The organism is Acidiluteibacter ferrifornacis (assembly GCF_009909615.1).
In the GTDB taxonomy this organism is placed as follows: Bacteria; Bacteroidota; Bacteroidia; order Flavobacteriales_E; family Vicingaceae; genus Acidiluteibacter; species Acidiluteibacter ferrifornacis.
In genome coordinates, this window is the sequence record NZ_WWNE01000006.1 from 32,016 (window position 1) to 56,420 (window position 24,405).

Consider the following 24,405-nt stretch of genomic DNA (forward strand, 5'->3'; position numbering starts at 1 on the left):
GATTGGAGAAAAGGTTATTTATAAGAGGATAAAATTGATATTCCAATAAAGATGGTAATTTTGAATCAATCTAAAATTTTAGCCTTTCTGTGGGAAATTATCCTTCAAAACTTTTATCAAATGCCGTTGAGCAATTTAGTACCCTTCCAGGCATTGGCAGAAGAACTGCATTGCGATTAGTCTTGCATTTACTAAAAAAGGAAAAAGAAGACGTCAATTTATTTGGGCAAAGTTTTATTGATTTACGCAACAACATTACCTATTGTCAAAGTTGTCACAATATCTCTGATACTCCAACCTGTGATATTTGCAGCAACAGCAATAGAGACAGCTCTATCATTTGTGTTGTGGAGGATGTTAGAGACGTTATGGCGATTGAAAACACTCAACTTTTCAAAGGTAAATATCATGTTCTTGGAGGAATTATTTCTCCAATGGATGGAATTGGCCCGAATGATTTAAATATTGATTCCTTAATTGCAAACGTCAATAAGGGAGAAATTAAAGAAGTTATTATGGCATTAAGTGCAACAATGGAAGGTGACACTACTAATTTCTATATCTACAAAAAGCTGAAAAGTTTTGATGTTAACCTATCTACCATAGCCCGAGGAGTTGCTATTGGAGATGAATTGGAATATGCAGATGAAATTACCTTAGGTCGCTCTATCCAAAATAGAATTCCATTCGAACAAACGTTTTCCTCTTAATTTATCGTATGAAACTATCAGTAATTATAGTCAATTACAACGTTCAGTATTTTCTTGAAAACTGTTTGAGAACAGTACAAGTTGCTGCAGACAAACTCGGTGACTGCGAAGTGTTTGTAGTAGACAATAATTCTGTTGATGGCTCCATGAAAATGGTTAAAGAAAAATTCCCAGAGGTCATCCGAATCGAAAATAAAGTAAACGTAGGTTTTTCTAAAGCCAACAACCAAGCGATTCGTCAATCAAAAGGGGAATTTATCTTACTACTTAATCCTGATACTGTAGTAGAAGAAAACACATTCTTAGATTGTTATCAATTCATGAAAGACACTCCTGAAGCAGGAGGTTTAGGCATTAGCATGATAGATGGTAAAGGAGTTTTCTTACCCGAATCGAAAAGGGGTCTACCAACACCTGAAGTTGCTTTTTACAAAATATTCGGCTTATCTTCTATTTTCCCTAAATCCAAGAAATTTGGAAAATATCATTTAGGTTTTTTGGATAACAATGAGACGAACGAGGTAGATGTGCTTTCAGGAGCCTATATGTGGTTGAGGAAAGAAACGCTCGATAAAGTTGGATTACTTGACGAGAGCTTTTTTATGTACGGAGAAGATATTGATTTAAGCTATAGGATTACATTAGGTGGTTACAAGAATTATTATTTCCCAAAAGCAAGAATCATTCACTACAAAGGGGAAAGCACCAAAAAAAGTAGCATTAACTATGTTTTTGTCTTCTATAAGGCGATGGTCATTTTTGCTAAAAAACACTTTTCGCAAAAAAATGCTAAACTCTTTTCATTTTTCATAAACCTAGCAATATACCTAAGAGCCGCTTTAGCGGTTTTGATGCGTTTCTTACGTCAAATAGCACTACCACTTTTCGATGCTGTGATTTTATTATTTGGTATGAGCTTCATTACTAAATATTATGAAGAGAATGTTCGTTTTGTAGATGGAGGAGCCTATCCAGATGAATTAATTCATATTGGATTCACAGTAATGATCTCAATGATTCTGTTAGCAAACACCTTTAGCAGCGCATATAGCAAAAGGCACAAAATTTCCAACCTATTTAAAGGTATATTCTTAGGGGGTATTGTTATCTTAACATCCTACTCGCTACTAGATGAAGCGTTCCGTTTTTCAAGAGCTATTATTCTACTCAGTATCCTTTGGGCGTTAATTGCACTTCCCCTAACACGATTTTTGCTACATCTTTTTGGAATCAATAAATTAAAAGGGAAGCAATCTAAACGCATAGCAATAGTCGGCTCGAAAAAAGAGGTTAAAAGAATAGAACAATTCTTGAAAGAGACTTTAGTAGAGGCAGACTTTTTAGCCAGAATAAATCCCTTAAATGAAAACGAAATTGAAAATGATAATTTTTACCTCAGCCGACTTTATCAGTTAAATGATGTAGTAGAAATTTATAAAATAAATGAAGTTATTTTTTGCAGTAAAGATCTTGGAGCTTTTGAGATTTTATCGCAAATGTCTGAGATAAAAGATAAAAATGTAGAATTTAAAATTGCTCCGCCTGAAAGCCTCTATATCATTGGTAGCAATTCTATCCAAAATAGTGGAGAGTTTTACATCATGGATACAAATGCTGTAAGCAAACCTAATAACAGACGAAAAAAACGTGTTTTTGATATCGGGTTATCTTTTCTTTTTTTACTCCTTAGCCCTATTCTTTTACTAATTGTAAGATCAAAAGTTCAGTTTCTAAGAAATATATTTTATATTATAAAGGGAAATGCTTCATGGGTTGGTTATCAATGGTCTGACAAGGTAGGAGACCAACTTCCTATGCAACAGAAAGGAATCTTTACCCCTTCTGATAATTTTGAAAGAGAGCTAACTGACCCCGAATTGATTGTCAAAACCAATTATCAATATTCTAGAAATTATACCACTTTAAAGGATATTGAAATTATTTTTAAAAACATTGCAAAACTCGGTACTCCTCCACATTAAACTTTGATAAACTTTTTCCTTATCACCTCGAGGCTCTGTAAATTCTTCAATTCTAATATATATACTCCCGAAAGTAGGTCATTTGCATTCCAAATGACCTGCTGATTCACAAATTCTCTGCTTACAAAATATTCTTTACCTGAATAGTCTAGTATTCTAAACTGATACTTCTGACGACTATTATTTTCAAACCAAAACTCTAACTGATTTTGGATGGGATTAGGAAAAATATTTATTTCTCCAAAAATCACTTTGGAGTTATAATCCACTTTAATAGCATTAGTAAAATCAACACCTTCAATTTTCATTCGGTAATAATTATAGCTATAATTGATAGGAGTTTGATCAATCCAATTATAACTTTCAGGCTCATCAGAATCGCCACAAATACTAGGATAAGTATACACATCGCGAAAATTAACAGAATCAATGCTGCGTTGAACCACCACCTCTTGGCAAGTAGACCCCGCTCCAACCACCCAGTTGACAATTACACTTTGACCCGATAAAGTCGCAGAAAACTTAACAATTCTATCGACTTGAGAAAGACACGGAGAAATTAACAAGAATAAGCTATTAAGGGATAGTATAATTTTTCTCATAAGTAAATCCAAAGTTAGGTAAACGATAAATCTCCCTACATATTTTCAACAATACGTTTTTTAATGATTCCCACTCTGTGAAAACTATTATTTTGGCTAATTTTGCAACGTTATTATTTAAAACAAAGAGATGGCAGAAGTAGAATTAGTTATGCCTAAAATGGGCGAAAGTGTTGCAGAGGCAACTATTATTAAATGGTTAAAAAGCGAAGGCGACAAAGTTGAAGCCGAAGAAGCTATTATAGAAATAGCCACTGATAAAGTTGATTCAGAAATTCCTTCTCCAGAAGATGGAATCATTAAAAAACTTTTGTTTAATGAAGACGATGTTGTACAAGTTGGACAAGTTATAGCAATCATCGAAACTGAAGGCACTAGCTCTGCTGCTCCTTCCGCTCCTGCAGCCTCGGCTGCCGCAACAGCACCAAGTCCTGTTAAAATGGAAGAAACCAACACGATTTCAACTTCTAACGAAAAACTTGATAAAAATACTTCAACTGGAAAATTTTTATCTCCTTTAGTAAGAAGTATTGCTGAAACTGAAGGCATTTCTGCTGCAGAGTTAGATCAAATAAATGGCACTGGTAAAGACGCCAGAATTACTAAGGACGACTTATTAAGCTATCTTAAGAATAGAAATAATAGTACGTCAAGTGCTGCTCCTCAGGCGGTCAATAATGTTCCTTCTACTCCAAAAGCTAATACGGCTTCCTCAACTCCATCGGCTCCGGCAGTTAGCTTAGGTAGCGGTGATGAAATTATAGAAATGGACCGAATGAGAAAACTGATCTCTGAGCACATGGTTCGTTCTAAACACACCTCCCCTCACGTTACTTCTTTTGTAGAAGCCGATGTAACAAATATGGTACTATGGAGAAATAAGGTAAAAGATCAATTTTTAAAGCGTGAAGGTGAAAAGATTACTTTTACCCCAATCATTATAGAAGCTGTTGCAAGTGCAATCAAAGACCTACCGATGATTAACGTGTCTGTGGACGGCACCAACATTATTAAAAGAGGTCATATCAACATCGGAATGGCAACAGCATTACCTTCAGGAAACTTAATCGTTCCTGTGATTAAAGACGCTGATCAAAAGAACCTTCTCGGCTTAACTAAAGCAGTTAATGATCTTGCCAACCGAGCAAGAAATAACAAATTGCAATCAGATGAAGTTTCTGGAGGTACTTTTACGGTAACCAATGTTGGTTCCTTTGGAAATGTAATGGGAACACCTATAATTAATCAGCCTCAAGCCGCAATTATGGCCATTGGTACAATTAAAAAGAAGCCTGCTGTAATTGAAACACCTTATGGAGATACTATTGGTATAAGACATATGATGTATTTATCATTATCCTACGACCATAGAGTGGTTGATGGCTCTTTAGGAGGAAGTTTTATTCGTAAAGTGGCCGATTATTTAGAGAATTTTGACCTGAATCGAGGTTTTTAATCGATGAATACAGTTACTTCATAGATTATTTCCTATTGACTCTTTCAATATTCCTCATTTAGAATATATTTGTAGGATATTAATAATCCCTTATTCAATCTTTTTATGAAAAAGACGCTTATTTTCTTGTGCATTAGTTTATTCACAATTGTTGCTATTGCCCAAAAATCCTATAGAGATAAATTTGTTGAGGCCAATTATTTGATGGAGGAAAACAACTACTCAGTAGCCTTGCCTATTTGGGAAGAATTATATCAAGGAAATGAGAATAATGCAAACATCAATTACAACCTTGGTGTGTGTATGTTAAACTCTACAAATAACAAGGTTAAAGCTGAGTCCATCGGTTATTTATTAGTAGCAGCTGAAAACGTGGCCACTAATTATGACCCCTACTCAACAAGTGAAAAAAGTGCTCCTGTTTATGCTTACTATTATTTAGGCATAGCACAACACTTAAATTACAAGTTTGATGAAGCAATAGTTAGCTTTGAAAAGTTTGACAAAGAGATCACCTCAAAAAATTACTTATACGATAACAACAAACGTAGAATAGAGCAAGCGAAATATGCTAAGTATTCTGTTGCTCATCCAGTAAATATTGAAGTGACTAACTTGGGTGGCCAGATGAATTCTCAATACCCTGATTACAGCCCTGTAGTTAGAATTGATGAATCTGCAATCTATTTTACATCAAGAAGACTTCTGGAAGATAGCTCTAACCAGTACCTTAAAGATTTTAATGATGCAATGTATTATGAAGACATCTACGTTTCTTACAACGATGATGGCGAGTGGGGAGTGCCAGAACGACTAAACATTAATACAACTGGACACGAAGCGACAATCAACCTTTCAATAGATGGGAGAACACTGTATATTTATAAAGACGATAATGGAGATGGAAATCTTTATTACTCAAAATTAGAATCAGATTCAGCAGGCCATGAAATTTGGGCTGATCCAGTTAAATTTGGCTCAAACATCAATTCAGATGCCTATGAAACCCACGTGGCAATTACTCCAGATGGAAAAAGATTGTATTATGTGAGTGACCGAGAAGGTGGATACGGAGGTAAGGACATTTATTTCTGTAATCTTTTACCAACTGGAAACTGGGCAGCGCCGCAGAATGCAGGACCTCAAATCAATACTTCTGGAGACGAAGATGGAGTATTTATTCACCCAGATGGAGTTACAATGTATTTCAGTTCGAATGGCCACTCAAGTATTGGAGGATACGACATTTTTAATGTAGAATACATAGAAGATAGTAACAAATGGGCAAAGCCAAAAAATTTAGGTTACCCTATCAACTCTGTTGACGACGATGTATTTTTTGTAACAACCCCTGATGGCAAAAGAGGCTACTTCTCTTCATTTAAAGAAAAAGGATATGGAGATAAGGATATCTACATGATTCAATTGTTTGATGCGAAAGAAACGGGACTTACTTTGTATACAGGTGAATTTACATTCATCGACCGAATGACTCCACCAGAAGGTGCGTTAGTAACAATTATTGACAATACTACAGGAACATTAGTAGGTTATTATAGCCCAAGACAAAGAGATGGAAAATTTAGTGCCATTCTGCGTCCAAACACAAGCTATCACTTAGTTTATGAAGCAGACGAATATCAATCCTATGAAGAAGATATTTTTGTACCAGACGGCTCCATGTATCAAGAAATTTATAAAGCTATCCGTCTAAAACCAGTTAGAGTCGGAAAGAAAGGAGAAATCATAGTTGGTGAAAAAGAAAATATTAAAGGAGTGATTAGCGTAGATGGCGCTAAGAAAAGTGGGGTTTCTATTGATTTGCTTAGTATGGATAAAAACCTATTGAACAGCTCGACAACAGATGATGCTGGGATATTTAACTTCGCTGCCTTAGACCCTGATAGTGTTTACTTTATTAGAATCAACACTGAAGATCCTGAAGTCTTGAAAAAAAATCAAATTGTCATCATGAATGAGCAAGGAGAGGAACTATTATTCAAGAAAATAGGAGAAGGGTTATATCAATTTAGTCCTAAAAAAGCAGCAGAAAAAGCAACATACACCACTGACATTAGTGGGGTTGCAACCAAAAATGGCATGCCTTTGAAAAAGGTAAATGTTAAACTATTTGACAAAGAAGATGATTTAATTGCCTATACAGAAACAGACAATGCGGGTGTATTTAACTTTAGTAAGCTCAATTCAAATGAAAGATATTTAATTGTTTTTGATGTAGATAAAGAGCAGTTACCAGATGAAAATGATATCTCTATCGTTAATGAAAAAGGCGAGATTCTTGTTTTTAGGAAAATTAGAGAAGGAGAATTTGAGTTTATTCCTGACAATATCCGAACAACTGTATCTAAAGAAGCAACAATTCAAGGAGCAATCGCTAGTAATGGTGAACCCCTAAGAGGAGTAAGCATAGATTTATTAGATGATCAACAATCTCTTTTATCATCTTCAACTACTGATGATGCTGGAGTGTTTAATTTCTATAAATTAGATCCTTCGAAGAAATACCTTATACGAATCAATGCACCAGACGATCAGCTTCCTACTGATGATAATATTATAATCAAGAACAAAGATGGAAAGCCTCTAAACTTCAAAAAAGTAGGAAAAGGTTTATATGAATTTGTTCCGGAAGCAGACAAAACTCCTGTTTATGTAACTAACGTAGGTGGTTTATTAACGATCAATAATAAGCCCGTAAATGGAGCTAACGTAAGATTATTAAACGATAAACAATCTTTATTAGCTTCAACAACGACCGATCAAGTAGGTGCATTTAATTTCTATAACCTTTCGACTGACAAACAATATTTCGTGCAGTTTGATGCCATTGATGGTGAATATCCAATTGAAAGTCAAATACTATTGACTAATGCAGATGGAGAACCAATGGTTTTAAATAAAGTAAAGGATGGCCTATATGTTTTCACTCCAACAGTTAAAAAGAATATTGGGCTGATCTACTCTGTTGGACCAAACGGAGAAAGGATATATAGTACAAAATCTTACAGTATTGAAGCGAGAGAGGGTATTAAATATGATGAGTCCTACCCGACTCCAGCGGAACTAGAAGGAGTAATTGTGTACTTCCAAAAATTCTTTACTTACAATGTAAAAGATATTAGTGAGAATAATCAGCAGTTCTTGATGTTTGCAAATGACATTGCAGAATTAGTTAGACAAAGAGGATATGCAGATATCATTATTACTTCTAGTGCGTCAAAAGTGCCTACAAGAACTTGGAAAAATAATACAGTTGTATCGTCTAAACGAGCTTATGATACTAAAGCTTTGCTCGAGAGAGTAATGTTAAAAAGAGGACTAAAGCCAAGTCAGTACAACTTTGTAGACATCAATACGCTCATAACAGGGCCAGAATACAAAGGTGATTACTTAACCAATAAAAAGGTTTACGAGAAATTCCAATATGTAAGAGTATTCGTAAAATAGAAATAGCTACAAATCTTCTAAAGAGGGAAACTTTGAAAGTTTCCCTCTTTTTTTTTAATAAACTATTAAGTTTGTAAAAAACACCCTATGAATTTAGAATTAAACAAACCAATCGTTTTCTTTGATTTGGAAACAACAGGAGTGAATGTTGCAACCGATCGAATTGTAGAAATTTCCATCTTAAAACTGCATAAGGATGGCAAAAAAGAAATAAAAACAAGAAGAATCAATCCTACAATACCCATTTCGCCAGAATCAACTAGTATTCATGGGATTTCTGATGAAGACGTAAAAGATGAACCTACATTTAAATCTCTTGCCAAAGGCATTGCACAATTTATTGGTAACGCTGACCTAGCAGGTTATAATAGCAATAAATTTGATGTCCCTATGCTTATGGAAGAGTTTCTTCGAGCAGAAGTTGATTTCGATCTTTCTAGTAGAAAACTGGTAGATGTACAGAATATATTTCATCGTATGGAGCAGCGAACTCTAGTGGCTGCTTATAAATTTTACTGCAATAAAGACCTAATTGGTGCGCATGGAGCTGAAGCAGATAATTTAGCTACTTACGAAGTATTAGAGGCACAAATTGAAAAATACCCTGAACTAGAAAATGATGTTAATTTTCTATCCGAGTTTTCAAAAAGAGGAAATAATGCGGATTTGATGGGTAGAATTGTTTTTGATGAAAACAATGTCGAAGTTTTTAATTTTGGAAAACACAAAGGAAAACCAGTTGAGGAAGTTTTAAAAAATGAATCCTCCTACTACGACTGGATGATGAAAGGAGATTTTCCACTTTATACTAAAAAAGTGTTAACAGCAATCAAAATGAGGAGTTTCGGAAAATAATCTAATGATATGAAAATAATATGTATTGGTAGAAATTACGCCAAGCACGCCAAAGAATTAAATAACCCACTACCCACGGAACCAGTTTTTTTCTTCAAACCAGACACCGCTCTGCTACCTAAGAAGATGCCGTTCTTTATTCCAAATTTCTCAAATGAAATTAATTATGAAACTGAAATTGTAGTTAGAATTGATCGGTTGGGCAAAAACATTGAAGAGCGATTTGCACATAAATACTACAGTGAAATAAGCTTAGGGATTGATTTTACCGCCCGTGACATCCAAAACGATTGCAAAGAAAAAGGATTACCATGGGAAAAAGCAAAAGCTTTCGATGGTTCTGCTCCTGTTGGCCATGAGTTTATCCCAATCAATACATTTAAAAATATTAATGAAATCGAATTTCAATTATTAATCAATGGAGAACAAAGACAAGTTGGAAATAGTGCAGATATGATTTTTTCCATTGACCAAATCATCGCTTATATTTCACAATTTGTTACTTTGAAGATTGGCGATTTAATTTTTACTGGAACTCCTGAAGGTGTTGGAAAAGTAAATATTAATGATCATCTAGAAGGTTTTCTGAATAATAAAAAGGTTTTGGATTTAAAAATAAAATAAAAAAGCTCGGCCATATGGCCGAGCTTTTTTTATTGAATTAATTTTTCCTTGAAATCAACTCCATATCTCCTTAGCTCAGATAACACAGGCTCATATATCTCCCTCGCAATTGGAATCTGAATACCAGGACGATCGATAACTCCTTTTAATAACATTTTGGCTGCTATCGCAACAGGATACCCAACGGTTTTGGCCATCGCGGTTCTTAAACTATCCTCTCCTTTAACCACCATTGAAGAATGTAACTCATGGATTGACCCGTCCAGCTCGTATACAAATTTATGCCACATAACAATCATATCCTTATCCTCTTTACTTAACGACCATTTTCGTTCCAAAATATATTGCAATATTTGAGCAGGCGAAGCATTTTTTAAAGGAATTCTAATCGATTTAAAAATATCTAACCATTCCAGTTTATCAAAGAGCTCAACATCATCCTGATGCATATTTAGGTAATGCTTCAACTTCAATTCTACCGAATCATTTGGGTTATAGGCAAGAAATAAATTTATAAAATCTCTAAACGTCATTTGGTCAGAATTCTCAATTTGATAAGAATCGTCAGTCGCTCCTAACTGCACAAAAACATTCCAAGCTCTTGAAAAACCAGGTCTTCGAAGTGTCCCTCTATACATCGTTTTAATATCTTCTAACTGATAAACTGAACGATACATTAATGAATCTCTATTCGCATATCCCTCAAATTTACCATAGCCCTCTACATCAATAATTTCGGTTCTTCTAAACAGTTTGTGATAAGGGATATACTTATAAGTTCCACTTTGTATAAACTTAACAGCACCCCCCTGACCAGCAAGTACCACATTTCTGGGATTCCAAGTAAACTTATAATTCCAAGGATTATCATCACTCTCGGGAGCTATAAGTCCGCCTGTAAATGTTTCAAACTCTTCTATTTTTCCTCCTTTTCCACGAATTTCGTCTATCACTTTCATAGCAGACATATGATCAATACCCGGATCAACTCCTATTTCATTAATAATGGTCACTCCATTCGCTATCGCATCTTGCTCCAATGCTCGCATCTCTTTTGAAACATAAGAGGCTGTTACCATATTTTTTTTAAAACGAATGCAATCTTTCGCAACCGACACATGCATATGTGCAGGTAGCATCGATATTACAATATCCGAATCACTTATCTCTTGCTCTCTTTGCTCATCATCTGTCACATCAAATGCGATAGCTGAAGCTCTTGAATGATCTCCTATTTTAGACTTTGCAAAATCAATGTTCTGATCTCCGACCAAAAGTGTCCAATTTTCCTTTTCTAAATTTTCAAGTAAATAATCTATCAACGAAATAGTTGATCTTCCCGCCCCTATCAATAATATCTTTTTCATATGAAATTTATGCTCTTTTGTGAGTGGGCTAAATTAATGGTTTACCTTTGTCAATATCAAATTTTAAAGAAGATAAAACTTTCTTTCTCATGAAAAATAATGCAACTACATTCGGTGCAGCATTTGGTCTTTTGGCAGTGATTTTAGGAGCTATGGGTGCTCATGCTTTAAAAAGTGAGCTTTCTATAGATCAGTTAGAAAGCTTCCAGACTGGTGTGAGGTATCAAATCTATCACGCCATTATGCTTTTTATTATAGCTAATCGAAATAATGCTAACTCTAAATTATTAAACACAGTATCCACACTTTTTATAATTGGGATTATTCTATTCTCATTTTCCATCTATTTGCTGAGTACTAGATCAATTACCGGAATCGAAGGGTTAAGTATTCTTGGACCGATAACTCCGATTGGAGGTTTATTTCTTATTTCAGGATGGATCATGCTTCTATTTGGAGCAATTAGAAAAAAAATATAACAATAAACTTGTCCAAACTACATAGCTTAGCTACCTTTCTTATTCCATTACTTACTATAAATTAATTTCTGATGTGTGGCATTTGTGGTTGTTTTACCTTTAAAGATAGAGACTTCTTAAATATTGACTATCTGAAACTTGCCACAAAAAAATTAGAAAAAAGAGGCCCTGATGCTGAGGGAATTTATACTGAGGGCAACATCGGGCTTGGACATAGAAGATTATCTATTATAGATACCTCTGAACACGCTAATCAGCCATTCACTGATGAAACAGGTAGGTATACGATTGTATTTAATGGAGAAATCTTTAATTATTCCGTTTTAAAGCAAAAATTAATAAATTTTGGCTGTGAATTCAGAACATCAAGTGATACAGAAGTATTGCTGCAAATGTTCATTCACTACAAAGAAAAATGCTTGACCTTTCTAAATGGCTTCTTTGCTTTTGCCATATACGATAACCAATCTAAGGAATTGTTCCTAGCTAGAGATCGTTTTGGTATCAAACCTCTCATATACTACAAAGACGAAACGCATTTTATCTTTTCTTCGAACCTAGACAGTTTACTATCTTTCCCAATAAAGAGAGAGCTAGATCATACTTCGTTAAATATTTATTTACAATTAAATTATTTACCAGAACCGCATAGTTTTATTCAAAGTGTGAAAAAACTAGAAAGTGGTAGCTATGCGATTATAAGTAAGGAAGGTAAAATACAAATGGACACCTTCTACCAATTAGAAATCGCCAATGAACTTCCTTCCTCAAAAATACTAGACTATCAGTCGGCACAAAAGAAGTTGATGTCAATTTTAGAAGAATCAGTGCAACAAAGGATGATAGCAGATGTGCCTTTGGGCACCTTTTTAAGTGGTGGTATTGATTCATCAATTATTACCGCGTTAGCCTCTCAAGCGTCTAACAAAACACTTGAAACCTTCTCTATCGGATTTAAAGATGAACCATTATACGATGAAACTAAATATGCAGAATTAGTAGCAAATAAGTATCAAACAAATCACCATACCTTCAAACTATCCAATACAGACTTACTGGAGAGTTTTCACGATTATATTCATCATATTGACGAGCCATTTGCTGACTCTTCTGCATTAGCAGTAAACATCTTAAGTAGAGAAACCAAAAAACATGTAACTGTGGCCTTGTCAGGTGACGGAGCAGATGAAGTGTTTTCAGGATATCGTAAGCACATGGCTGAATACCAAGCCAGAAATGGTCATTTTAGAAATAAGTTAGTTACAGGTCTCGGGCCTATATGGCAGTATTTACCACAGTCTAGAAATTCAAAAGCAGGAAATTTATTTCGGAAGCTTTCCAAATTTAATGACGGTTTACAATTGAGTCCAAAGGATAGGTATTGGGCTTGGGCCTCCCTTCTTGACGAAGCTGCTGTGACTAATTTACTAATTAAAGAGACCCCTAAAAATACTTACTTTTCGCGAAAAGACAACCTTCTATCAGCTATTAAAGGCATTGATTTTAATGAAGTTTTATTGTCTGATGTAAAAATGGTTTTGAAAGGAGACATGTTAAAAAAGGTCGATAGCATGAGCATGAGAAATGGACTCGAAGTTAGGGTGCCTTTTCTGGACCATCGATTAGTAGAGTTCGCTTTCTCTTTGCCTTCCCACTATAAAATTGATGGCAAAATGAAAAAGAAAATCCTTCAAGATGCCGGAAGACATTTATTGCCCCATGAAATTTATAATCGTCCAAAACATGGTTTTGAGGTTCCTCTAGTGAAGTGGTTCAACAAAGAACTAAAACCTTTAATTCATGAGGAATTGCTCTCGGATAAGTTTATAAAAGATCAAAACCTATTTAATTTAAAATCTGTTAATGAGTTGAAAAGCAAGCTTCAATCCAATTATCCAGGAGATAGCCCGGCAACAGTTTTTGCGCTGCTTATCTTCAACAATTGGTGGAAAAAATACTTATCTTGACATTTCGACGATTATTAGTATTTTTTCGACCAAAGCGGCATATATTTGTTTAAAAGTTTTTAATTCATGGGTAAAAAGGTTCTACGTATTATCAATCGTTTCAATTTAGGTGGTCCTACATTTAATGCCGCTTACTTAACTAAATACCTTGAACCGGAATTTGAAACTTTATTAGTTGGTGGACAATGGGATGAATCAGAAGAAAGTTCTCAACATATTCTAACTAACCTGGGACTTAAACCTACCATCATCGAGGAAATGAAAAGAGAAGTGAGTATGACTTCTGATCGGGAAGCATACAAACGTATCAAAAAAATAATCAAGGACTTTCAACCAGATATTATCCATACGCATGCCTCAAAAGCTGGGGCTCTTGGTAGACTAGCTGCAATTAATTATGGTAAAGCAAAAGTAGTTCACACCTTCCACGGTCATGTATTTCATTCCTACTTTGGTAGTTTAAAAACGAACATATACAAAAATATAGAGCGTGGACTCGCATATAAAACAGACAAAATAGTCGCTATCAGTGAACGACAAAAGCTAGAACTTACCAAGCGTTATCACATTTGCGGTGCTGAAAAAATTGAAGTAATTCCTTTGGGGTTCGATTTGAATAAATTTCAGGAAAACAATGTTGAGAAAAGAATCTCATTTAGAAAACAGTATTGTATTCAGGATGATGAAATTGCTGTTGGAATAATAGGTCGGTTGGTTCCGATTAAAAACCACCAATTATTCATCGATGCGATTCATGAAGTAAGAAAAAGAACAACACTAAAAATTCGTGGTTTTATCATTGGTGATGGAGAAGAAAGAGAAAACTTGAAAGCATATGCAAATATGATCGGTCTTCCTCATGTCAATGGAGAGTTTCGAGGCAATAACCCAGCTCCATTGCATTTTACATCATGGATAAAAAATATTGACTGGGCTAATTCGGGCCTGGATATCATTGCTTTAACTAGTTTTAATGAAGGGACGCCAGTAAGTTTGATTGAAGCACAAGCTGCAAACAAACCAGTTATAAGTACTAAAGTTGGAGGAATCAAAAATACAGTGATTCAGAATGAAACTGCTTTGTTGGTCAACCAAAATGACAAAGAAGACTACATCAACAACCTCATTAAACTAGTAGAAAATAAAGAATTAAGAGAAAGATTGGGTGCGAATGGATGGGCACATGTTAAAAGTAAATTTCATTATGAGCGTTTAGCTAATGATATGAGCAAGTTATATAATGAACTATTAACCTCCTGATGACAGCCAATGTTACTACAAGTTGATATATTTTAATAGCTTTGCAGCTCATTCATCAATAGTCGAAACATTCATGAAAAGAATTCTTTATTTCCTAGGTATTATAGCGTTTGTTAGTTTAAGCTCTTGTAACCGACTAAATCCTAGCATAATGCTTAAAACAGATAAGAATTATGAATATGACGAAGTCCCCAATGAAAGTATTTTAGAATATAAGATTGCTCCTAATGATATAGTTAGTTTTAGACTTTATACGAACGATGGCTTCAAATTAATCGATTTCACAACTTCCAACAACATGAATACGAACATTAATGCTCGTAACGATGGTTCGCTTGAATACTTAGTGGAGTTTGATGGTTACTGTAACCTTCCAATCCTAGGACGTACTAAAATTTCTGACCTTACTATTCGAGAGGCAGAATTATTGTTAGAAGAGAAGTATGCTGAGTTATATATAGACCCATTTGTATTGCTGAATATTACTAATCGAAGAGTGACTATTTTTCCAGGTAGTGATGGAAGTGGAAAGGTTATAACACTTCAAAATAATAACACTACATTGATAGAAGCCTTGGCTTTAGCAGGAGGAATATCAGATAATGGTAAAGCCTATCGAATAAAGTTGATCCGAGGAAACTTAAAAGATCCAGAGGTTTACCTTATTGACTTATCTAAAATTGAAGGCTTAAAGTATGCAGATATAATTTTACAAGCCAATGACATCATATACATTGAACCAATTGGGGTAACCACAAGACAGATTATTTCTGAAATTGCTCCAATTATAAGCGTCATAACCTCGTTAATAACATTGGTAGTAGTTATTAATCAAACAAAATAACTTCAAATAGGAGAACATCGCAAAATGGATGAAAACTCGAACCTATCCAGCCCAAATACAGTAAATAGCTCCAATGAGTTTGATCTGGGTTTACTCCTATTCATATTGAGGAAAAATTTAGTGTGGATTGCAGTTATTCTTTTAATTTCATTCATTGCTATTTTTCTAACACTTAGATACTCTGTGCCAACTTATAGAGTTAGCTCCGTCATTCAAATTGAAAAAAACGATAGAGCTAATCAATTGCTAGAAGTTCAAGGCTTTAATGAAACAGGCGACATTTCTGGTGAAATTGAATTACTGAAATCTAAATATCTTATTCTAAAGACAATAGAGAATCTTCCAATGGAAGTGAGCTATTATTCTCAAGGAAAGTTTTTAGAAAAAGAACTTTATGTTGAATCTCCTTTTGTGGTTGAATTTGATTTAATTGATTCAAGCTTGATTGGTCGGCCAATTTTTGTTGATTTTTCAAATAAAACCAATGGATCGATCTCCTATACCAATACAAATTTAGAAGTTAATAATTATGATGTAACCTTTAATGAATGGGTTGGTGTTCCTGAAGGCAGAATAAAAATCATCATTAAAAATTTTGATTTTATAAAGAACTTCAATAATCAAATTAAACAAAATCAACTCTTCTTTAAAATAAACAATAAAGAAGCCATCGCGAATGCATTCGCGCAAAAATTAACAGTTACCGTTTTAAACCAAGCAGCAAAAACCATTCAGATCTCGTTTATAGACGAAAACCCTTTTAAAATCCGTGATTTTGTTTCAGGATTAATTAAAGAGTTTCAGGTATACGACATTAACAGAAGAAAGAAAAGTTCTTCTAGAATTTTAGATTTTATCAATGAACAATTGGGAGCAGTTTATCAGAGGCAACAAAAATCTGAGCGTACAATCCAAGAATTTAAAAGAGACAACAAAGTTTCTGGAGCCAAAGAATTCTCTTCAATATTCATTGAAAGACTCAATCAATTAGATAATGCTATTGTAGAATCAACTATTCAAAAGAATATCCTTGAAGAAATCTATAATCAAATAAATGTTGACCCTGAGAAAATTGACGTTTATCAAATATTACCCATTCTTATGGGCTCAGATTTCCAAAAGTCTCTGGAAGGATTAATGTCTGAATTAAATTTTTTATTAATAGAAAAACAAAATCAGTTATACTCTAACACTGCTTCAAGCGATCAGGTAAAAAACATCAACTATAGAATTGAAGTTCAAAAAAAGCTACTCCTAACAACAGTTAAGGCGATTAAAGAGAAAATGAACCGAAGAGTTGAAGAACTTGAGAAAAATTTGGAAACGGCTCAGACAGAATTTTACGGCATTCCTGAAAAAGAAATTGAACTGAATCGATTGCAACGTACTTTCGATATCGACGAAAAATTCTACACTATGCTTTTGGAGAAAAGAACAGAATACTCTATTTCAGAAGCAGGTTTCGTATCGCAAATGCTCATACTAGAAGCTCCATCAATTCCTAGAAGCCCAATTACTCCAAACAAAGAGTTTATTGTTATTGGTTTTATCATTGCGGGAGTATTTTTAAGCGTTGTATTACTAGTAATTAGATATACACTTCACAACCAAATAACCACAATAGCGGATATTAAAAAGTATTCTTCAGTGAGTTTTAGCATTCTAGGTATTATCCCAAAATATAAGAAAGAGATTCCTGTATCTCAATTAGTAATTAACGAAAATCCCAAATCATTAATTGCTGAAGCATTTAGAACTATTCGAAGTAACCTCCAATTTATTTCGACGAAAGAAGGCCCCAAATTAATGGCTGTAACTTCTACCATTTCAAGAGAAGGTAAAACATTTGTAGCCATCAACATTGGCGGCATTATTGCCTACTCCGGAAAAAAAGTAATCCTATTAGATCTAGATATGCGTAAACCAAAGATTCACTTGGGTTTTGGCGCAGAAAATATCAAAGGGATGAGTACCTTGTTAATAGATAAGGACAGTCTGGAAAATTGTATACAGCACAGTAAATTAGAAAATTTAGATTTTATAACTGCAGGACCTACTCCTCCAAACCCTTCCGAACTAATAATCAGTGGCAAATTGGATGAAATAATTGCTACATTAAAAAAGACTTATGACCTGGTCATAATTGATAATCCACCAGTTGGACTTGTTACAGACGGAATTAGTATCATTCAGAAAGCTGATTATCCATTATATATTGTCCGCTCTGAGTATTCAAAGAAAAACTTTATCCAAAATATCGATAAATTAATCATAGATAATAAAATCACTAAACTTTCTGTAATCCTAAATGGATTTAACGCTAATGCTTCAGGCTATGGTTATGGCGGAAAGTACGGATATGGATATGGTTATGGTTACGGATATGGATACGGATACGGGTATTATGAGGAGAATGGTGACCAGAAAGAAAATTTAATCAATAGAATATTTAAAAAAGACAACTGATGAAGATAACTACTACTCCTATTCCTGATTTATTGATTTTAGAACCTAGAGTTTTTCATGATGAAAGAGGTTACTTTTATGAGTCTTATAATGAAAATACCCTACGTCAATTAGGTTTTGAAGAGAACTTCAAGCAAGACAATATTTCCAGATCAACCAAAAATGTGCTTAGGGGATTGCACTTTCAGAAAAACCCATTTGCTCAGGGTAAGTTGGTTCAAGTATTAAAAGGAGCTGTTCTTGATGTCGCAGTTGATATTAGAAAGGAATCTAAAACTTATGGCCAACATTTCAAAATAGAGTTGTCTGAGTCGAATAAACTATTATTTTATATTCCTCCGGGGTTTGCACATGGCTTCCTAACATTGGAAAATGATACTATTTTCTCTTATAAATGTACAAATGTCTACAATAAAGAATCTGAAGGAGGATTGATGTGGAACGACTCTTCCATTGGAATTGATTGGGGCACCACCGATCCAATTCTATCTGAAAAAGATTTGGATTATACTGATTTTAAAAATTTTACATCTCCATTCTAATGGAAAATATTTACGCCAGCAAATATTTAGTTTTCCTATTTACTGCATTTTGCTTTTCTTTTTTAATCAATAAACTGTTTCTAAATTTTTCTAAAAACTTAGGCGGAAGAGCAAAAAACGAAAATATGGTGAGGTGGTCCAGTGTTACTAAACCTGCGTTTGGAGGAATCTCCTTTTTTATCGTATTCCTGCTCACTTATTCAGCTTACCCCTTGTTCTTTGAGAATAGTTTGACATTTACCAAACCCGAAACCCTTGGAATTCTAATTGCCTCTACTCTAGCTTTTCTTATGGGATTAGCTGATGATGCCTATGATACTAACCCCTCTTTAAAATTTATTATACAGTTTGCTAGTGCAATAGTACTAATAGTAAGTGGCACTTTTATAGAAGTATTTGACTCTACCATAGCGAACTACATTATAACTATCCTTTGGGTAGTGGGAATGATGAACTCCATCAATATGCTGGACAATATGGATGGTATAAGTACTCTGGCATCCATTTTTGCATTTGTGTCTATGCTTATAGTAGGAGCATACTCAAATGAGGTTCAGTCAATCTATTTTCTTATAACCTCCTGTATGATTGCAGGATTAATAGGATTTTTGTTTTTTAATTGGAATCCTTCTAAAATGTATATGGGGGATACAGGAAGCCAGTTTTTAGGCATTATACTGAGTGCATTATCTATAAAATTCTTATGGAATCCTATTCATTTAACTGGAGAAATTGCTATTTCTAAACAATTCGTACTAGTAACCTTAGCATTTTTGGTACCGCTCAGCGATACAACCACTGTTGTAATTAATCGCCTTGCTAAAGGTCAATCACCCTTCGTTGGTGGAAAAGATCACACTACTCATCACCTTTCATATCTTGGGTTTTCTGATCGTCAAGTTGCGTTAATTGTAGGAATTATATGTTCAATAAATACATTATTAATCTTTTATGCCCTGACTATTAAAAACTGGTCAGGATTGTTCACATTTTTATTCGGTGGATACGCTTTTTTGGTTTTCTTATCGTTATTTTTAATAACTAAAAGAACAACACCAAAAGCGACATAACTATGACTAGTAATATCTCCAAAGCAGGCTCATATATCATCACCTTTTTAGCAGGGATAGGCATTGTTAGCTTATTTAGTAATGCATTCGACACGTCAAAGGAAGAGCAATCTTATCAAGAAAGAATTGATCTAAATTATAATATCTATTCCCTTTCAATACCTGAACAGGTGACTTTTGCAGATGAAATTATACCTCTTAAAGACTTTGAATTAAAAGAACGTCTAGATAGAGAACTTCATGTAAACACTTATTTTCACTCTCAAACTATTATTTTCTTCAAACGAGCCAATCGATGGTTTCCAGTAATTGAACCAATTTTGAAAGAACAAAACATACCAGATGATTTTAAATACTTGGCATTAATAGAAAGTGGATTGGACAATGTCATTTCTCCTGCAGGAGCGACAGGATTCTGGCAATTTATGAAACCTACTGCTCTTGAATACGGTTTAGAAATAAACGAGGAAGTAGACGAAAGGTATAATGTTGAAAAAGCAACGAGAGCTGCCTGTAAGTATTTGAAAAAATCATATGAAAAATTTGGAAGCTGGAGTTTAGTGGCTGCATCATACAATGCCGGCATGAGTAGAATTGAATCACAATTGAATAGACAGATGGCAAGTAGTTATTGGGATTTATTGCTTAACACAGAGACGGAACGATACGTCTTTAGAATTGCAGCTGTAAAGATAATCTTTGAAAACCCTGAGAACTTTGGTTTTAATATTAGAAAAAAAGACCTTTATAAAAGTTTTAACCTCTATACCGATACAATTACCGGAAGTGTGGAAAATTTTGCAGCTTATGCTAAGGAGAAAAAAATAAACTATAAAATATTGAAGTTTTTTAATCCTTGGCTGAGAGAAAATTATTTAAAAAACAAAAGTGGCAATACATACGTTATCAAACTACCCCAAGAAGGAGAATTGAATTAATTCTATCCTTCAGGAGCTATACTGTATCAAATCTATGCCAAATACTATTATCGAAGAAGAACTTGTTGAGCCATTAATTGTTTCAGGCGCAAGAGTTCACAACCTAAAGAATATTGATATCTCTATCCCTAGAGAGAAATTTGTAGTCATTACTGGCCTTAGTGGAAGCGGTAAATCTTCTTTAGCTTTTGACACTATCTATGCTGAGGGACAAAGAAGATATATTGAAAGCTTTGCTTCTTATGCCCGTCAATTTCTTGGAAATTTAGAACGACCAGATGTTGAGCAAATAACCGGGCTTAGCCCTGTTATCGCCATTGAGCAAAAGACCGTTAGTAAAAATCCGCGTTCAACTGTTGGTACCATTACGGAGATTTATGATTTCTTAAGGCTATTATTTTCCAAAGTTGCTGATGCCTACTCCTTTAATACAGGAGAACAGATGGTTAAATATAGTCAAAGCGAAATTGTAGATTTAATCTCTCAAGATTGTAACAACCAACCAATATCAATCTTAGCTCCTGTAATTAAAGGTCGAAAGGGACACTATAGAGAATTATTCAAACAGATATCAAAAATGGGCTTTCTTCGAGTTCGCGTAGATGGCGAAATCAAAGAGATAACATCTACCATGCAATTGGATAGATATAAGGTGCACGATATAGATATTGTTATTGATCGACTTGAAGTTAAAAAAGAAAATAGAAAACGACTTGACGAATCAGTTTCTACAGCTATGAAGCATGGAAAAAATTCCATCTTAATATTACCTAAAGAATCCTCTGAACCAAGGCATTTTAGTAAAAACTTGATGTGCCCCACAACCGGAATTAGTTATGATGAGCCAGCACCCAATTTCTTTTCCTTTAACTCCCCTTATGGCGCTTGCGAAAACTGTGGCGGTTTGGGTAAAATATCAGAAGTAGATTTAGACAAAATTATCCCATCAGATAAAAAATCTATTAAGCAGGGGGCTATAGAACCGTTAGGAAAATTCAGCGACAAATGGATATTTAAGCAATTAGAAGCAATTGGAAGGAAATACGACTTTAAGGTAACTACTCCAGTCAGCGAAATTAGTGAGGAAGCGATGAGAGTAATTCTTTATGGCACATCTACTCCGCTAAAAATGGAGGACTCTATAGCAGGTGTAAATAGTACATACTCTTTTGAATTCGAAGGGATAGTTAACTTTATTAGCCGTCAATTCGACGACAATCCCTCAAGTTTGATTTCTAATTGGGCAATTAAGTTCATGAATAAAATTGACTGTCCAGAATGCCAGGGCAATAGACTTAAAAAAGAAGCCTATTTTTTCAAAATATTAGATAAAAATATAGCCGATGTCTCAAATATGAGCATTGAAGACTTAAGTAAATGGATGCTTTCTATTGAGAAAAAACTCAGTAAAAAAAACCAAATTATTGCGAAAGAAATACTCAAAGAAATTAACACAAGACTTCAATTCCTTTTAGATGTTGGGTTAAATTATTTAAGCCTCAATCGTCCTTCTAAATCCCTGTCCGGCGGCGAGGCTCAGCGAATTCGTCTCGCTACACAAATTGGTTCTCAATTGGTTGGAGTACTTTACATCCTAGACGAGCCCAGTATTGGGCTTCATCAAAGAGATAACATTCGATTAATTAACTCATTAAAAGAACTCCGCGACCTGGGAAATTCAATAATTGTAGTGGAGCACGATAAAGAGATAATGCTTGCAGCGGATTACTTAATAGACATTGGGCCTTTTGCAGGGGTAAATGGGGGACAAATTATTGGTGCTAATTCGCCAAAAGAATTTCTTAAAAACAATACCACTACTGCAAAATACCTCAATGGCAAACTTGAAATTCCATTTTCAAAGCAAAGAAGAAAAGGAAATGGTAAAAAACTCTCTCTAAAAGGAGCAAGTGGAAATAATTTAAAATCAGTAGATATTACGATACCGTTGGGTCAATTTATTTGTGTGAGTGGTGTATCTGGTAGTGGTAAGTCTACATTAATTAATGAAACTCTTTACCCCATATTGAGTCAACATTTTTATAAAAGTAGAAAGTCTCCGTTACCGTATAAAAAAGTTACTGGATTAGAGCACTTAGATAAAGTTATCGATATTGATCAATCACCTATAGGAAGAACTCCTAGATCAAATCCTGCTACATATACAGGAGTCTTTACAGATATAAGAGCATTATTTAGTGAGTTACCCGAAGCAAAAATTCGAGGATATAAACAAGGGCGATTTTCTTTTAATGTTGCTGGAGGAAGATGTAACACTTGCAAAGGTGCAGGTCTGCAAACTGTTGAAATGAACTTTCTTCCTGACGTATATGTCGAATGCCCTGAATGTCACGGGAAGCGATATAATCGGGAAACATTAGAAATTAGATACAAAGGAAAATCTATCTCTGATGTGCTTAACTTAACTATTAATGAAGCTGTTGATTTTTTCAGTCACATTCCTTCTATTCTCGTAAAAATTCAAACACTGAAGGATGTAGGTTTAGGCTATATTAGACTAGGTCAGGCCTCCACTACATTATCAGGAGGAGAAGCCCAAAGGGTTAAATTAGCCACTGAGTTATCGAAGAAAAATACAGGAAATACTTTTTATATATTAGATGAACCTTCAACAGGGCTTCATTTTGAGGACATTCGAATTCTACTAGAAGTACTTAATAAAATAGTGGATGCAGGAAATACAGTATTGGTTATTGAACACAATTTAGATATCATCAAGGTGGCTGACTACATCATTGATATTGGTCCAGAAGGAGGAGACAAAGGAGGAAAAGTAGTTGCCGAAGGCACTCCTGAAAAAGTGAGTCAATCTAAGTCAAGTCATACTGCTCCATTTTTATTAGAAGAATTAAAATAATAGGTTATGAAAAAGAATGAGGAAGATTTTAGAATAGCTGATAAATTTGAGGACAAAAACTGGAATGAAATCAAGTCAAACGATTCATGGGCAATTTTTAAAATAATGTCTGAATTCGTAGAGGGATACGAAAAATTAGCTAAAATAGGGCCTTGTGTTTCTATTTTTGGTTCTGCACGCACTAAAGAAGATCATAAATATTATAAGATTGCTGAAAGTTTAGCCTATAAGTTATGTAAAAAGGGTTACGGAGTAATAACTGGTGGTGGTCCCGGAATAATGGAAGCTGCCAATAAAGGCGCCCACGAAGCTGGAGGTAAGTCTGTAGGACTAAATATAGAACTACCATTCGAACAACACTTTAATCCATACGTTGATGATGACAAAAGGTTAAATTTCGATTACTTCTTTGTTAGAAAAGTAATGTTCGTAAAATATGCTCAGGGCTTTATAGTACTTCCCGGAGGATTTGGCACTTTGGATGAACTTTTTGAGGCGATCACTTTAATTCAGACCAACAAAATAGCAAAATTCCCCATTGTATTAATGAGTAAATCTTTTTGGGGTGGTCTTATTGAGTGGATGAAAACTATTCTTTTGGAAACCAATAATAATATTCATAAAGATGATTTAGACTTATTCTATTTGGCCGATACTGAAGAGGAAGCCGTTGAATATATCGACAAATTCTATCAAAAATACCTCCTTAAACCCAACTTTTAACTCCATTCTCTTTTTAACAAAATTGCGTTAATAACTTAACTACAATCCACTCCTATCCTCTGATGTTAATCTATAGCTTTGTTTTAGCTGTTATTAACAACTGTTGAAAACTCCTTTGAATAGCTTAGTTCTACTAACATTCATATTGAGTATTACTTATAATAGTAATTAATT

General features: G+C 34.4%; 18 protein-coding genes. 16 read left to right on the forward strand and 2 right to left on the reverse strand.

Annotated features, from left to right (window positions below):
• The first annotated feature begins 89 nt into the window (after positions 1–89).
• Both recR and GQN54_RS06655 read left to right on the forward strand, forming a co-directional pair.
• A complete protein-coding gene (gene recR / locus GQN54_RS06650) occupies positions 90–710 on the forward strand; it encodes a recombination mediator RecR (RefSeq protein WP_160632753.1) in 621 nt (206 codons plus the stop codon).
• A gap of 8 nt (positions 711–718) precedes the next feature.
• The gene (locus GQN54_RS06655) at positions 719–2,692 is read left to right on the forward strand and encodes a glycosyltransferase family 2 protein (protein WP_160632754.1); all 1,974 of its coding nucleotides are present in this window, start codon (positions 719–721) and stop codon (positions 2,690–2,692) included.
• Here the strand turns inward: GQN54_RS06655 and GQN54_RS06660 are convergent.
• On the reverse strand, positions 2,689–3,294 hold the full coding sequence (locus GQN54_RS06660; protein WP_160632755.1) for a T9SS type A sorting domain-containing protein: 606 nt from the start codon (positions 3,292–3,294) through the stop codon (positions 2,689–2,691). The two genes, GQN54_RS06655 and GQN54_RS06660, sit on opposite strands and share 4 nt — an antisense overlap.
• Before the next feature lie 130 nt (positions 3,295–3,424).
• Here GQN54_RS06660 and GQN54_RS06665 point away from each other — a divergent pair, with 130 nt between their 5' ends.
• The 4 genes from GQN54_RS06665 (at position 3,425) to GQN54_RS06680 (ending at position 9,697) form a co-directional block, all read left to right on the forward strand.
• Positions 3,425–4,750 (forward strand): dihydrolipoamide acetyltransferase family protein, encoded by a 1,326-nt coding sequence (locus GQN54_RS06665; RefSeq protein ID WP_160632756.1) that lies wholly within the window; start codon positions 3,425–3,427, stop codon positions 4,748–4,750.
• A gap of 105 nt (positions 4,751–4,855) precedes the next feature.
• Positions 4,856–8,218 carry a PD40 domain-containing protein gene (locus GQN54_RS06670; RefSeq protein WP_160632757.1) on the forward strand — a complete coding sequence of 1,121 codons (3,363 nt, stop codon included), beginning with the start codon at positions 4,856–4,858 and terminating at the stop codon, positions 8,216–8,218.
• Between the two features lie 87 nt (positions 8,219–8,305).
• Positions 8,306–9,073, forward strand: coding sequence for a 3'-5' exonuclease (locus GQN54_RS06675; RefSeq protein WP_160632758.1), 768 nt, complete (start codon positions 8,306–8,308; stop codon positions 9,071–9,073).
• A gap of 9 nt (positions 9,074–9,082) precedes the next feature.
• A complete protein-coding gene (locus GQN54_RS06680; RefSeq protein ID WP_160632759.1) occupies positions 9,083–9,697 on the forward strand; it encodes a fumarylacetoacetate hydrolase family protein in 615 nt (204 codons plus the stop codon).
• A 29-nt stretch (positions 9,698–9,726) separates the two neighbouring features.
• On the opposite strand, the gene GQN54_RS06685 is transcribed toward GQN54_RS06680, so the two are convergent.
• Positions 9,727–11,064: a saccharopine dehydrogenase family protein gene (locus GQN54_RS06685; protein WP_160632760.1), complete on the reverse strand. Its 1,338-nt coding sequence runs from the start codon at positions 11,062–11,064 to the stop codon at positions 9,727–9,729.
• Between the two features lie 89 nt (positions 11,065–11,153).
• On the opposite strand from GQN54_RS06685, the gene GQN54_RS06690 reads away from it, so the two are divergent.
• The 10 genes from GQN54_RS06690 (at position 11,154) to GQN54_RS06735 (ending at position 24,231) form a co-directional block, all read left to right on the forward strand.
• Entirely contained in the window at positions 11,154–11,543 is a 390-nt protein-coding gene (locus GQN54_RS06690) for a DUF423 domain-containing protein (RefSeq protein ID WP_160632761.1), read from the forward strand.
• Positions 11,544–11,614: 71 nt separating this feature from the next.
• On the forward strand, positions 11,615–13,510 hold the full coding sequence (gene asnB / locus GQN54_RS06695) for an asparagine synthase (glutamine-hydrolyzing) (RefSeq protein ID WP_160632762.1): 1,896 nt from the start codon (positions 11,615–11,617) through the stop codon (positions 13,508–13,510).
• A 66-nt stretch (positions 13,511–13,576) separates the two neighbouring features.
• Positions 13,577–14,770 (forward strand): glycosyltransferase, encoded by a 1,194-nt coding sequence (locus GQN54_RS06700; protein ID WP_160632763.1) that lies wholly within the window; start codon positions 13,577–13,579, stop codon positions 14,768–14,770.
• A gap of 151 nt (positions 14,771–14,921) precedes the next feature.
• On the forward strand, positions 14,922–15,614 hold the full coding sequence (locus GQN54_RS06705) for a polysaccharide biosynthesis/export family protein (protein ID WP_160632764.1): 693 nt from the start codon (positions 14,922–14,924) through the stop codon (positions 15,612–15,614).
• Between the two features lie 24 nt (positions 15,615–15,638).
• On the forward strand, positions 15,639–18,080 hold the full coding sequence (locus tag GQN54_RS06710; RefSeq protein WP_207554845.1) for a GumC family protein: 2,442 nt from the start codon (positions 15,639–15,641) through the stop codon (positions 18,078–18,080).
• A complete protein-coding gene (gene rfbC / locus GQN54_RS06715) occupies positions 18,080–18,622 on the forward strand; it encodes a dTDP-4-dehydrorhamnose 3,5-epimerase (protein ID WP_160632766.1) in 543 nt (180 codons plus the stop codon). Before GQN54_RS06710 ends, rfbC begins: the two co-directional genes overlap by 1 nt.
• On the forward strand, positions 18,622–19,692 hold the full coding sequence (locus GQN54_RS06720; protein WP_160632767.1) for an MraY family glycosyltransferase: 1,071 nt from the start codon (positions 18,622–18,624) through the stop codon (positions 19,690–19,692). The genes rfbC and GQN54_RS06720 overlap by 1 nt, the downstream gene beginning before the upstream one ends.
• 2 nt (positions 19,693–19,694) lie before the next feature.
• Positions 19,695–20,630 (forward strand): lytic transglycosylase domain-containing protein, encoded by a 936-nt coding sequence (locus GQN54_RS06725; RefSeq protein WP_160632768.1) that lies wholly within the window; start codon positions 19,695–19,697, stop codon positions 20,628–20,630.
• Between the two features lie 34 nt (positions 20,631–20,664).
• The gene (gene uvrA, locus GQN54_RS06730) at positions 20,665–23,508 is read left to right on the forward strand and encodes an excinuclease ABC subunit UvrA (RefSeq protein WP_160632769.1); all 2,844 of its coding nucleotides are present in this window, start codon (positions 20,665–20,667) and stop codon (positions 23,506–23,508) included.
• A gap of 6 nt (positions 23,509–23,514) precedes the next feature.
• The gene (locus GQN54_RS06735; protein ID WP_160632770.1) at positions 23,515–24,231 is read left to right on the forward strand and encodes an LOG family protein; all 717 of its coding nucleotides are present in this window, start codon (positions 23,515–23,517) and stop codon (positions 24,229–24,231) included.
• The last annotated feature ends 174 nt before the right edge of the window (positions 24,232–24,405 follow it).

Coding starts and splice junctions, on each gene's coding strand:
- GQN54_RS06735 (WP_160632770.1), top strand. CDS start 23,515: ATGAAAAAGAATGAGGAAGATTTTAGAATAGCTGATAAATTTGAGGAC.
- GQN54_RS06725 (WP_160632768.1), top strand. CDS start 19,695: ATGACTAGTAATATCTCCAAAGCAGGCTCATATATCATCACCTTTTTA.
- GQN54_RS06705 (WP_160632764.1), top strand. CDS start 14,922: ATGCTTAAAACAGATAAGAATTATGAATATGACGAAGTCCCCAATGAA.
- GQN54_RS06720 (WP_160632767.1), top strand. CDS start 18,622: ATGGAAAATATTTACGCCAGCAAATATTTAGTTTTCCTATTTACTGCA.
- GQN54_RS06660 (WP_160632755.1), bottom strand. CDS start 3,294: ATGAGAAAAATTATACTATCCCTTAATAGCTTATTCTTGTTAATTTCT.
- GQN54_RS06680 (WP_160632759.1), top strand. CDS start 9,083: ATGAAAATAATATGTATTGGTAGAAATTACGCCAAGCACGCCAAAGAA.
- rfbC (WP_160632766.1), top strand. CDS start 18,080: ATGAAGATAACTACTACTCCTATTCCTGATTTATTGATTTTAGAACCT.
- GQN54_RS06685 (WP_160632760.1), bottom strand. CDS start 11,064: ATGAAAAAGATATTATTGATAGGGGCGGGAAGATCAACTATTTCGTTG.
- asnB (WP_160632762.1), top strand. CDS start 11,615: ATGTGTGGCATTTGTGGTTGTTTTACCTTTAAAGATAGAGACTTCTTA.
- GQN54_RS06670 (WP_160632757.1), top strand. CDS start 4,856: ATGAAAAAGACGCTTATTTTCTTGTGCATTAGTTTATTCACAATTGTT.
- GQN54_RS06710 (WP_207554845.1), top strand. CDS start 15,639: ATGGATGAAAACTCGAACCTATCCAGCCCAAATACAGTAAATAGCTCC.
- GQN54_RS06675 (WP_160632758.1), top strand. CDS start 8,306: ATGAATTTAGAATTAAACAAACCAATCGTTTTCTTTGATTTGGAAACA.
- GQN54_RS06700 (WP_160632763.1), top strand. CDS start 13,577: ATGGGTAAAAAGGTTCTACGTATTATCAATCGTTTCAATTTAGGTGGT.
- GQN54_RS06665 (WP_160632756.1), top strand. CDS start 3,425: ATGGCAGAAGTAGAATTAGTTATGCCTAAAATGGGCGAAAGTGTTGCA.
- GQN54_RS06690 (WP_160632761.1), top strand. CDS start 11,154: ATGAAAAATAATGCAACTACATTCGGTGCAGCATTTGGTCTTTTGGCA.
- GQN54_RS06655 (WP_160632754.1), top strand. CDS start 719: ATGAAACTATCAGTAATTATAGTCAATTACAACGTTCAGTATTTTCTT.
- uvrA (WP_160632769.1), top strand. CDS start 20,665: ATGCCAAATACTATTATCGAAGAAGAACTTGTTGAGCCATTAATTGTT.